The sequence below is a fragment of the Novosphingobium beihaiense genome (assembly GCF_022832375.1).
Classification (GTDB): Bacteria; Pseudomonadota; Alphaproteobacteria; order Sphingomonadales; family Sphingomonadaceae; genus Novosphingobium; species Novosphingobium beihaiensis.
This window is the reverse complement of the sequence record NZ_JALHLG010000016.1, coordinates 62,752-74,313: the sequence shown is the minus strand read 5'-3', so window position 1 is coordinate 74,313 and position 11,562 is coordinate 62,752. Positions and strand designations below refer to the sequence as shown.

General features: G+C 64.2%; 11 protein-coding genes. 3 read left to right on the top strand and 8 right to left on the bottom strand.

Annotated elements, in window-relative coordinates:
* Window positions 1-144 precede the first annotated feature (144 nt).
* The 4 genes from MTR66_RS12630 to MTR66_RS12615 all read right to left on the bottom strand — a co-directional run bounded on the left by MTR66_RS12630 (window position 145) and on the right by MTR66_RS12615 (window position 3,557).
* Window positions 145-549: a hypothetical protein gene (locus MTR66_RS12630; protein WP_243921558.1), complete on the bottom strand. Its 405-nt coding sequence runs from the start codon at window positions 547-549 to the stop codon at window positions 145-147.
* 90 nt (window positions 550-639) lie between these two features.
* Entirely contained in the window at window positions 640-1,839 is a 1,200-nt protein-coding gene (locus tag MTR66_RS12625) for a pyridoxal phosphate-dependent aminotransferase (protein ID WP_243921556.1), read from the bottom strand.
* Window positions 1,821-2,507: a TetR family transcriptional regulator C-terminal domain-containing protein gene (locus MTR66_RS12620; RefSeq protein WP_243921553.1), complete on the bottom strand. Its 687-nt coding sequence runs from the start codon at window positions 2,505-2,507 to the stop codon at window positions 1,821-1,823. Before MTR66_RS12620 ends, MTR66_RS12625 begins: the two co-directional genes overlap by 19 nt.
* Window positions 2,508-2,600: 93 nt before the next feature.
* On the bottom strand, window positions 2,601-3,557 hold the full coding sequence (locus MTR66_RS12615) for an NAD(P)-dependent oxidoreductase (protein WP_243921551.1): 957 nt from the start codon (window positions 3,555-3,557) through the stop codon (window positions 2,601-2,603).
* Window positions 3,558-3,804: 247 nt separating this feature from the next.
* Here MTR66_RS12615 and MTR66_RS12610 point away from each other — a divergent pair, with 247 nt between their 5' ends.
* The 3 genes from MTR66_RS12610 to MTR66_RS12600 all read left to right on the top strand — a co-directional run bounded on the left by MTR66_RS12610 (window position 3,805) and on the right by MTR66_RS12600 (window position 6,296).
* A complete protein-coding gene (locus tag MTR66_RS12610; RefSeq protein ID WP_243921549.1) occupies window positions 3,805-4,566 on the top strand; it encodes a class II aldolase/adducin family protein in 762 nt (253 codons plus the stop codon).
* A 393-nt stretch (window positions 4,567-4,959) separates the two neighbouring features.
* The gene (locus MTR66_RS12605) at window positions 4,960-5,163 is read left to right on the top strand and encodes a hypothetical protein (protein ID WP_243921547.1); all 204 of its coding nucleotides are present in this window, start codon (window positions 4,960-4,962) and stop codon (window positions 5,161-5,163) included.
* A gap of 209 nt (window positions 5,164-5,372) precedes the next feature.
* Window positions 5,373-6,296, top strand: coding sequence for a hypothetical protein (locus MTR66_RS12600; RefSeq protein ID WP_243921545.1), 924 nt, complete (start codon window positions 5,373-5,375; stop codon window positions 6,294-6,296).
* Between the two features lie 21 nt (window positions 6,297-6,317).
* On the opposite strand, the gene hutU is transcribed toward MTR66_RS12600, so the two are convergent.
* The 4 genes from hutU to hutI are packed head-to-tail and all read right to left on the bottom strand — an operon-like array spanning window position 6,318 to window position 11,498.
* Window positions 6,318-7,973, bottom strand: a complete 1,656-nt coding sequence (gene hutU / locus MTR66_RS12595) for a urocanate hydratase (RefSeq protein WP_243921543.1) — start codon at window positions 7,971-7,973, stop codon at window positions 6,318-6,320.
* The gene (hutG, locus tag MTR66_RS12590; protein ID WP_243921541.1) at window positions 7,970-8,785 is read right to left on the bottom strand and encodes an N-formylglutamate deformylase; all 816 of its coding nucleotides are present in this window, start codon (window positions 8,783-8,785) and stop codon (window positions 7,970-7,972) included. Before hutG ends, hutU begins: the two co-directional genes overlap by 4 nt.
* Entirely contained in the window at window positions 8,785-10,305 is a 1,521-nt protein-coding gene (hutH, locus tag MTR66_RS12585) for a histidine ammonia-lyase (RefSeq protein WP_243921539.1), read from the bottom strand. Before hutH ends, hutG begins: the two co-directional genes overlap by 1 nt.
* Complete coding sequence (gene hutI, locus MTR66_RS12580; protein ID WP_243921537.1) at window positions 10,302-11,498, bottom strand: imidazolonepropionase; 1,197 nt, start codon at window positions 11,496-11,498, stop codon at window positions 10,302-10,304. The genes hutH and hutI overlap by 4 nt, the downstream gene beginning before the upstream one ends.
* Between the last annotated feature and the right edge of the window lie 64 nt (window positions 11,499-11,562).

Sequence of the window (11,562 nt, the reverse complement as noted above, 5' to 3'; positions counted from 1 at the left end):
GCTAGCTGCCGCGCGAGCACCTGATGGGACATGCGCGGCGGGCGTTACGGCAGCACGGGAACGGCACCGGCCCTGCCCGGCACGCCTTCGAAAGGCGCACGCAGGCCATGCCATCCCTGCTGCCGGATCACGTCCGGCGCGGTTTCAGGCAGACAGGATGGGCGGTTCGGTAAAGGGAGGAGCGGCAAGCCCGCTCAGTTCTGCCGTCAGCAAAGCCAGATGCCTCTGGGCTGCCTTGCGCGGAGCCGGCGACACCGTCTCCGCCGCCGGAAGGGCAAGCGCCGTCCCTGGCATGGCCAGACAGTGATGGGTATCGGGGCAAGGCTTTCCGCGATGCCCCGTCATCGGGCAATCATCGCAGCCTTCCATCGAGCGGGCCTCCGCCATGTCATGATGCATGGAACGGCTGTGCTTCATGGCGGTCATGTGGGCGCAGCCCTGCATCGCCGCGGCCGCCGGCACGCCATGCGCCGCAGCGACGCCCTGGCCCAGAAGACCAGACATCGCGCAAAACGCAATCAGAAAGGCAAACAGCCGCAGCATCGCCAAAGGCCTATACGCTTTCCATCCGCGCCCGTCATGCTCGAAATCAACTCCGCAGCGCAGACGGGGCAATACGGAACGGCATTCCCCGGGACGTCACTGCGCCGCAGCCGTTTGCCGGGCGTCCGCAAGCGATGCGGCAAAGGCATTGATGCGCTTCATCGCCTCGCTCAGGACGTCGCCGGGCACTGTCAGAGCCACACGGATCAGCGTCTTGGCGTTCTCGCCGAAGGACGTGCCGGGCATGATCGCCACGCCCTGCTCCTCCAGCAGCCCCCAGGCGAACTGCTCACCGTCCAGACCTGTCCGCGCCACATCGATCATGATGAACATACCGCCCGAGACCTTGCCCGCCGTAAGGCTGGGGCTTGAAGCCAGAGCCGTGGTTATCAGATCGACGCGGGACGCATAGCTGCGGCACATGCGCTCGGCGGTATCGAACGTGCCGCGCAGTGCCGCTTCGGTCATGTCGGCGATGAAAGGCTGGTTGCCGAACAGGATCGTTTCGGAAATCGGCAGCAGCTTGTCGCAGAACTCCGCGGGGCCGACCGCCCAGCCGCTGCGGAAACCGGTTGCCGCATACGTCTTGGATATGGACGAGACGACAATGGTGCGCTCGCGCAGTTCCTCGATTTCCAGCGGAGAGGCGAAATCCTCATCGACGAAGATCAGATCTTCGTAGACTTCGTCCGAAACGATCCAGAGATCGTGCTCGCACGCGATCTTGCCCAGTTCGGCAATCGTATCGCGGTCCAGCAGCGCCCCTGTAGGGTTGTGCGGCGAATTCAGCAGCAGCACGCGGCTCTTTTCGGTGATCGCCGCGCGCAAGTCATCGGGCTGCATGACGAAGCCATTCTCGATCTTGAGCGGAACCGCTTCGACAACCGCCCCCGGCGCGCGCACCACCCCTTCGTAAGTCGCGTAATAAGGATCGCCGATCAGCACGCCCTCCCCTTCGCCCACAAGCGCGCTGATCACGGCATAGAGCGCGGTCTGCGTGCCGGGAAAAGCCAGAACGTTACCGGTGGTGATCCCGGGATATTGCGGCCGGTACTTGTCAACGATGGCATCGAGCAGGCCGGATTCGCCGCGGCCGTTGGAATAGTGCGTGCGCCCGCGCAGCATCGATTCATGGCAGACCCGGATCAGTTCGGGATCGACCGGGATATCGGGTTCGCCGATCGTCAGCTCGATGATCTCCTCACCGGCCGCCGCCTTGACTCTGCCCGCGTTGTGGATCGCCCACTTCTCTCCGCCAAGGCCCGCAAGGCGATCGGTTATTCCGGCGTAACGCATGATATCTGTCTCTGCTCTTCCTGAAGTGTCGGGGCTTGCGAAAGGGTGCCGGGCGGGAGACCCAGCAGGCGCTCTCCGGACTCAATGGCAAGGTCCGGCAGCATCGCCTGGTTATAGAGGCCCGAATTCAGCGAGCCTTCCATCCAGAGGCCATCGATCAGGCCATTGAGCGCGATTGCATGGCGTTTGCACACTGCGGCGCCGTGCGGCAGGCCATGGGCGGCCAGCACCGGCTCGATCAGCGTTTCGAGCACGGTGAGGAACTCCCGGTATCCTTCCCGGTGGATCTCCGCGAAATAGGTGTCGTACCGGACCCGGCCGATGAAAGTGGCCCAGAGCGAAACGTTGCGCTCGGACAAGTTGGGCCGGGTCATGTTGGCGCGCAGGAAATGGCCCAGCTGCGCCTCGGGCCCGCCCTCGCACTGCCTGGAACTCTCGCTGGCCTGCGATGTAAGCTGTCCGATCAGATAGGCGTAGGCATTCTTGACCAGTTCGTCCTTGCTGCCGAAATAGTGCCGGACAAGGCCCACCGTGACGCCCGCTTCCTCGGTAATGCGGCGCACCGTCGCGCCATGCAGGCCATCGCGCGCGACACAGGCCAGCGTCGCTTCCATCAAGCTGCGGCGGCGGTCATCAAGAGTGAGGCGCTGAAACGCTTTCCGGCTCATGTGCTGGCGTCCTGAAAGGAGGCGGCACTTCCGCCTCCGCATCCACTGTTATACAAATGAATAACAATACATCAAGAGGCCGGAACCGTCCTCTCAGTATCCCTGCGCCCGGTCTACGGCCAGACTGAGCGGCTTGCCTGCCAGCAATTCGCGCGCCGATTGGAGCGCTTGTTCGGACACGACATGGGGCGTGGTGTCGCTGGCGATATGCGGGGTGATCCGCAAGCGCGGGTCCTGCCAGAACGCATGACCGGGCGGCAGCGGCTCCTGCGCGAACACATCGAGGCTGGCGCCGCTCAGCTGCCCGCTGTCGAGCGCGGCGACGAAATCCTCCGCATGCAGGTGCTCGCCCCGGCCGATCTGTACCAGCCAGGCGCCAGGTGCCAGTCTGCCGAACATATTCCGGTTCAAAATGCCATGCGTCTGCGGGGTCAGCGGCAGCACGTTGACGACGGTATCCACGCCGGTAACGGCCTGCGCGATCGCGTCCTCTCCGGTGAAATAAGCCACGCCCTTGACCGGCTCACGCGGCGGGCGGCGGCAGGCTACGCTCACGGTGAACCCCAGCGCGGCGAGCGCCTGCGTCACTGCAGCCCCCATCGAACCATGCCCCAGAACGGCCACTTTCCGGTGATGGGGCGGACGCAGCGGCAGCGGATCCCACCGGGCTGCGGACTGGTGCCCTTGATAAGTGTGAAAGTCCCGCTCCACATGGAGGACTTCGTGCACGGCAAAGCCTGCCATCAGATCGGCCTGATAGGGATCGCGGACGCGGCAAATCGCCACGCCGCCGTCCAGCCCGGGGTGGCCCAGAAGATCATCGACACCGGCGCCGACAGACATGGCCATTTCGAGATTCGGATAAGGCGCGAACGCCTCCGCGCCGGGCAGCCAGCATACGGCAAAACGGATCGCCGCGGGATCGGTCACTTCATCGGGATTGAACAGGCGCACATCGTCTGCCCGCCCCGCCAGATCGAGATTGTAGAACGACTTCAGATCGAACGTATCACTCAACAGAACGCCGTGGATCGTTCCCGGGTTCGCCATCTTGCAAGGTCTCCTGAAAATCGTTTTCGCATGCCGCAGGCAATATGCCGTCCGTGCCGTCCGGCAACTTCGCCCTTGCGCCGCCGCCAGAATTATACAAACGTATAGGAGCGAGTTTGACACCGGTCAACAAAGCGGGAGCCCCTCTGCCTTAGGCCCAAGGGCCTCGCGCCGGGTCCCTAACGCGGGTGTCCGGGCTTCCTGCATAAAGGGCGCGGCATGCGCGTCCGCGACGAACGAGGATATCATGGCAACGAGTTGCGAAACGCCTGCAATCAGCGATGCGGAATATCAGGCGCGCGTCGATCTCGCCGCCTGCTACCGGCTGGCGGCCCACTACAAGATGACCGACCTCATCTACACGCACATCACCGCGCGCGTTCCGGATGAGCCGGGGCATTTCCTGATCAATCCCTATGGCTTCATGTGGGAAGAGATTACCGCCAGCTCGCTCGTGAAAATCGACGTGGAGGGCAACAAGGCCGCCTCCAGCCCCTATCGCGTGAACCCCGCCGGCTTCACCATTCACAGCGCCGTCCATACCGGGCGCAGCGATGCGCATTGGGTCATGCACACGCACACCCGCTCGGGCGTTGCGGTATCCTGCCTCGCGGACGGCCTCTTGCCCACGAACCAGATCGCCCTGCAGTTCCATGGACGGCTGGGCTATCACGACTACGAAGGCGTTGCGCTGAACCTGGGCGAGCGGGAACGGATCGTGGCCAGCCTCGGCTCGCATCCGGCACTGGTCCTCAGGAACCACGGTCTGCTGACTGTGGGCCCGAGTGCCGCGCAGATGTTCTCCAACATGTTCAACTTGTGCCGGGCCTGCGAGATTCAGGAATCGGCCCTGGCCATGGGACTGCCGCTGCAGGAACTGGACGAAGCCACCATGCGCCGCGCCACCGGGCAGATCGACCAGATGGCCTATGACGATGGCGACGTGCAGCTTGAATGGGATGCGCATATGCGGCTGCTCGACCGCCTTGACCCGGGCTTTCGCGACTAGCGAAGGCGCGGAGCCGCCTGCCCGATCAATGCCCCCAAGGCGCTTGACATAGCATGCCCGCCTACATAGCCTGTTGCCAATTCCAACGAAGATTGGTTTTCTTTTAGAAAATATAACTAAAGTTTGTCTGCGAGTAAGTTCTGGCTTGCAGGCCCTTGGGAGAGTGCGGCGGTGTAGCGCTCTTGGTGCCGTCATATGACGGTCATTTCGTCTGCGGGATTTTCATGGGCAGTCTGTTACTGCTCTTTGCCTGCCTAAAATGGAAACTGCGCCACCCTTTGATGCTGGTCCGTATTGCGGAAACAGGGCGAGAGCTATGTTTTGACGTCGGGTGTTTTTGCTCGGCTTTGTGGCCCTGTCACTGCGCAGGCCCGCCAACAAGGAGCAAGTTGAATGCACGTTACGCGCAACCTGGATTGTAGTGGCCTTTCGAACGCATCGGCTGTCCTGCGCATCAAGCAGGCCCTGGTCGGGAGCAAGGACGGCGAACCGCGCATCGGCGTTCTGGTCGGCGAAAACTGCGACGTTGAACGCATTACGGGTTCGCTGGGATCTGCCGCGGGCCGCGTCCGCCTGATGTCCGCCACAAGGCAGTGATCCGCCAGGCATGAGAGCGATACGGCAATTGCCTTGAGGCCGGGAGCGCTTGCGCGATCCTGGCCCGGTTGTTGCTTTGAAGTGATACCTTGCCTGAAATACCCCGGGCATATTGCCACATAACCGGCGGAATTTGTTGCTGAAGCAACAATTACGGTGTCGGGGAAGCAACATTTGAGGGGTGTTGCGATCAAAAAGAAGGAAACGAGATGACCATTGTCGCTGGCACAGAGACAATTCCCGACCAGGACAATCCCGCTCCCAAACCCGAAGCTCCCAATTATGCATTCGATCCGCGCGACCCGTGGACGCAGACTTTCCAAAAAGGTCTGGAGCGGGCCGAGCTACAAGGAAAAACCGTTTACGAAGTCGGCATCGGAACGGGGATCAACGCCGCTTTCGTACTCCGCTTTTGCGGGGCCTCCGCCTTTTACGGCAGCGATCTGGATCCACGCCTGATCGAATTGGCCGAACGCAACCTCGCCAGCCTTTCACCCGAACATGCCGGTCAGTTTCAGCCGGTCAAAGGCGCGGTCAGCCTGATCGACACGGATGAAGCCCGCGCGAAGATTGCGAAAACGGATGTCGTCATTGCCTGTCTGCCCCAGGTGGGAGACCCCAACGACGAGCGTTTTTCCGCCTTCCGCGAAGAGCAGTCCGTCTCCCTGCCCGAAGGGGCCGATGAGCAGGCACACGATCATATCGCGCATTACTATCCGTGGGCGATGTTCGACGAATATCCCTTCAATGCCGTGGGCATGGGATTGAACGAGGCCCTTCTGCGCCGGATTCGCGAACATGCGCCTCACGCTGAGGTCGTCATGAATTTCGGCGCCCGCATCGGCACCGGCCTGATTTTCGAGATGTTCCGGGCCAACGGCTTCGAGCCGGAAAAGATCGCGTCGCAAATCGTGCGGCAGGATGCGGGAACGGACATTTCCTTCTTCGTGGCTCTTGAAGGCGCCTTGCACGGGACGGACCTGGAAAGGGAATTCAAGTGCTACTTCTTTGCCGATGAAGACGGCAAGAAGCGGCTTTCGGCCCACGACGCGCAGCGCCTGCTGGATCAGGATCCCGACGTGGCGCTTTACCACGAAGTCTGCGTCGTGCGAGGCCGCCCCGTGGCGGAGTAACCCCACCCGCCGCGCCGCAATTCAGAGGATAGCGGGCAGGTCCAGTCCCTTCTCCCGGGCACAATCGAGAGCGATATCGTAACCCGCGTCGGCATGGCGCATGACGCCGGTTGCGGGATCGTTCCACAGCACCCGGCCCAGCCGCTCCGCCGCCTCGGGCGTGCCATCGGCAACGATGACCATGCCCGCGTGCTGCGAATAGCCCATGCCGACGCCGCCGCCATGGTGCAGCGAAACCCAGGTCGCGCCACTCGCGGTGTTGAGCAGAGCATTGAGCAGCGGCCAGTCGGACACTGCATCGGACCCATCGCGCATGGCCTCGGTCTCGCGGTTCGGGCTGGCGACGGAGCCACTGTCGAGATGGTCGCGCCCGATCACAACCGGGGCTTTCAGTTCACCGCGCGCCACCATTTCATTGAAGGCAAGGCCCAGCCGGTGCCGGTCTCCCAGCCCCACCCAGCAGATACGCGCGGGCAGGCCCTGAAACCGGATGCGCTCGCGCGCCATGTCGAGCCAGCGGTGCAAGTGCCCATCGTCAGGCAGCAGTTCCTTTACCTTGGCGTCGGTCTTGTAGATATCCTCGGGATCGCCCGACAGTGCCGCCCAGCGGAACGGGCCGATACCGCGGCAGAACAGCGGGCGGATATAGGCGGGCACGAAACCGGGGAAGGCAAAGGCGTTCTCCACGCCCTCATCCTTGGCCACCTGACGGATATTGTTGCCGTAATCGACCGTCGGCACGCCATCGGCCTGGAATGCCAGCATCGTTTCGACATGACGTGCCATCGAGGCCTTGGCGGCAGCCGCGACTGCCGCCGGGTCCTGCTCGCGCGTGGCGATCCAGCGTTCGACGGTCCAGCCTGCTGGCAAGTAACCATTGACCGGGTCGTGCGCGCTGGTCTGGTCGGTCAGCAGATCCGGCCGCACGCCGCGCGCGTAAATCTCCGGCAGCAATTCCGACGCATTGCCCAGCAAGCCGACCGAGACCGGCTCCTTTGCGTTCGTGACGATCTCCAGCGCTTCGTCCAGACTGTCCGCCGCCCGGTCGAGATAGCCGGTGCGCAGGCGCATTGCGATGCGGCTCTGCTGGCATTCGATGGCAAGGCACGAAGCCCCCGCCATCACTGCCGCCAGCGGCTGCGCGCCGCCCATGCCGCCGAGGCCTGCGGTCAGCAGCCACTTGCCCGACAAGTCTCCACCATAGTGCTGGCGGCCCATCTCGGCGAACGTCTCGTACGTGCCCTGAACGATGCCTTGCGTGCCGATGTAGATCCACGAACCCGCCGTCATCTGGCCGTACATGGCCAGCCCCTTGCGATCGAGTTCGTCGAAGTGCTCCCAGTCCGCCCACTTGGGCACGAGGTTGGAATTGGCGATCAGCACGCGCGGGGCATCGCGGTGGGTCCGGAACACCCCCACCGGCTTGCCCGACTGAATCAGCAGCGTGTGATCGTCCTCCAGCCGCGCCAGCGTCTCTACGATCCGGTCATAGCTTGCCCAGTCGCGTGCGGCGCGGCCGATGCCACCATAGACCACCAGTTCCTGCGGGTTCTCGGCCACATCGGGATGCAGGTTGTTCATCAACATCCGCATCGCCGCTTCGGTCTGCCAGCTCTTGGCATGGAGCGTGGTGCCGGTGGCGGGGCGGATAGTGCGAGCCGGATCGAGACGGTTCATGCAGGAAACTCCCGGGCAAACTCAAGGCAGGCGGAAAGGACGTGCGAAAGCACCGTGCGCAGCGGCGCGGCGTATTCAGGATCGAAAGCGGGCGGCCAGTTGTCAGAGGTCACGCTGCCGGTGGGCTCGGGCAGGTAGGCGCGGATCGCCAGTTCCATCTGCACGGCATGCACACCGTCTTGCGGGCAGCCATAGTGGCGCGTGGTCCAGCCCCCCTTGAAACGCCCGTCCAGCACGGCGCTGCGGCCGGAAGCCACGGCAGCCGCCATAACGGCCTCGCGCAGTGCCGGGGCACAGGCAGCACCATCGTTGGTGCCGATGTTGAGTTCCGGCAAGGCGCCATCGAAGAGACGCGGGATGCGGCTGCGGATGGAGTGGCAATCGTAAACGATCACGCGGGAATGAAGCTTGCGCAGCCGCGCGATCTCCTGCCCCAGCGCGGCGTGATAGGGATCGAACCATGTTTCCCGCCGCCGAGCGATTTCCGCCGAATCGGGACCATCGCCGATGTAGAGCGGCTCGCCATCGAACGTGGTTTCAGGACACAGGCCGGTCGTTGCCTGCCCTGGATAGAGCGAAGCGCCCGAGGGATCGCGGTTCACATCGATGACGCTGCGTGAAATGCCGGTGGCAACCACGGTCGCATCGGCCAGCCCGGCGTAGAGATCGGCGATATGCCAATCGGCATCGCGCCGGGCCAGCCAGGGCGATTGAAAGCGGTCCAGCATGTCCGCCGGAATCGCCGTTCCGCCATGCGGCATGGCAAGGATCAGCGGACTGCCGGACCGCTTCACCGTGAGCCAGCCGGGCATCACACGAACACTCCCGGCAGTTCTCCGGCTAGATTCACCAGCGTGCCCTGCGTCACCATGGCTGTGGCAGCGGCTATGTCCGGCGCCATGTGACGGTCATCGGTGAGCGTGGGCACTTTCTCGCGCAGCGCCGCGCGGACGGCTTCCACGGTGGCACTGGACGTCAGCGGAGCATGAAAATCGCAGCCCTGCGCCGCAGCAAGCAGTTCGATGCCCAGCACGGCATCGGCATTGCCCGCTATCGCCTGCAGCCGCCGCGCGCCGTGGGCCGCCATCGAAACATGGTCTTCCTGATTGGCCGATGTCGGAATGGAATCGACCGAGGCGGGAAAGGCGCGCTGCTTGTTCTCGCTGACAAGCGCGGCCGCCGTCACCTGCGGGATCATGAAGCCCGAATTGAGCCCCGGCTTCGGCGTCAGGAACGCGGGCAGACCAGACAGCGCCGGATCGACCAGCATGGCAATGCGGCGCTCGGCCAGGCTGCCCATCTCGCACAGGGCCATGGCGATCATGTCGGCGGCGAAGGCGACGGGTTCTGCATGAAAATTGCCGCCGGACAGCGCCTCGTCCGTGTCCGGGAAGATCAGCGGATTATCGCTGACGCCATTGGCTTCGGTCACCAGCGTCGCCGCCGCCTGGCGCAACAAATCGAGCGCGGCGCCCATCACTTGCGGCTGACAGCGCAGGCAATAGGGGTCCTGCACGCGGATATCGTTTTCGCGGTGACTGGCGCGGATGGCGGAGTTCGTCATCATCCGGCGCAGCGCATCCGCCGTATCGATCTGGCCGCGATGGCCGCGCAGAGCGTGAATGCGTGCATCGAACGGCGCATCGGTACCCTTGGCCGCTTCGGTGGAAAGAATGCCCGTTACCAGCGCCGAGCGGTAGATGCGCTCCGCCTCGAACAGTCCCGCCAGAGCGTAGGCCGTGCTGAACTGGGTGCCGTTAAGCAGCGCCAGCCCTTCCTTTGGCCCCAGTTCCAGCGGTGCCAGCCCGGCCCCCGCCAGCGCCTGCGCAGCGGGCACATGCCGGCCGTCCACGATGATATCCCCCACACCGAGCATCGCGGCAGTCATATGCGCCAGCGGTGCGAGATCGCCGCTCGCCCCCACCGAACCTTGCGCGGGAACGGCGGGCGTCAGACCGTTCGTCAGCATCGCTTCGAGCAGCGCCGTGGTAGCGGGGCGGACGCCCGATGCGCCTTGCGCCAGGCTCGCCAGCTTCAGCGCCATCATCAGCCGCGCGACCGGCACCGGCATCGGCTCCCCTACCCCGGCCGCATGGCTCAACACGATATTGCGCTGGAGCGCGGCCAGATCCCCGGCCTCGATCCGCACGCTCGCCAGCTTTCCGAAGCCAGTGTTGATGCCATAGACCGGCGCCCCCTTGGCCACGATCCGCTCGACGGCGGCCGCGCTGGCGGCAATAGCCCCGGCGCACGCGGGATCGAGCGTGGGCGCGGCGCCCTCATAGATGGCGCGCCAGTCTGCGTAGGGGATGGCGCCGGGAGTAAGGATCATCGTCCGTTCCTGATACGGGTGTGAAGGGGATTGAAGCCGATGCGGTAAACCAGCTCGGCAGGGTCATCGATCGACCAGATGGCAAGATCGCAAGCCTTGCCCGCTTTCAGCGTGCCGATCCGGCTGGAAAGGCCAAGCGCGCGGGCCGCGTTCACCGTCATGCCGCGCAGCGCCTCTTCCACGGTCATGCGAAACAGCGTGGCGGCCATGTTGAGCACTAGCAGCGGGGAAGTAAGCGGCGAAGTGCCGGGATTGCAGTCCGTGCCGAGCGCGATCACCACGCCTGCTTTGCGCATGGCGGCGACCGGCGGCAGCTTCGTCTCGCGCATGAAATAGTATGCCCCCGGCAGCAGCACCGCCACGGTGCCCGCGGCGGCCATCGCGGTCACATCGGCCTCGCTCGCATATTCCAGATGATCGGCGGACAGGGCTCCATTCCGCGCCGCAAGGCTCGAACCGCCCAGCGCGGACAGTTGTTCGGCATGCAGTTTGACCGGAAGGCCGTGCGCCCTGGCGGCGGTGAAGACGCGCGCGGTCTGCTCCGGCGTGAAGCCGATCCCTTCGCAGAAGGCATCCACCGCATCGGCCAGCCCTTCGCGCGCGATGGCGGGGATCATTTCGCCGCAGACGAGATCGATATAGCCGTCCGCATTCCCTGCGAATTCGGGCGGCACAGCATGTGCGCCCAGAAAAGTCCGCACGACGCGCACGTCACGCTCCTTCTCCAAACGCGCCGCCGCGCGCAGCATTTTCATCTCGCTGGCAAGAGAGAGGCCGTAGCCGGACTTCACTTCCACAGTAGTAACGCCCTCGGCCAGCATGGCATCGAGGCGGGGCAAGGCCAGTTGCACCAGCTCGGCTTCACTGGCCTCGCGCGTTGCCCGCATGGTTGAAACGATACCGCCCCCTGCCCGGGCAATTTCCTCATAGCTCGCACCGCTCAGCCGCAGGGCGAATTCGGCCGCGCGGTTGCCGCCGTGGATCAGGTGCGTGTGGCAATCGATCAGGCCCGGCGTGATCCAGCGCCCCTCGCAATCGGTCACATCGGCGCTCCCCGACGGGGGAGCATCCGCCGCGGCTCCGGCATATGTGATGAGGCCGTCCGTGCACGCAACAAGGCCATCCTCGATCACGCCGAGGCCGGTATCCGCCATTGTCGCCAAACGCGCATTGCGCCAAATTCGGTCTGCCATCGCGTCGCCCTCTATTTGTATATACAAATACATGAGTCACGGGTACTGTCCACCCCTGAAAGGG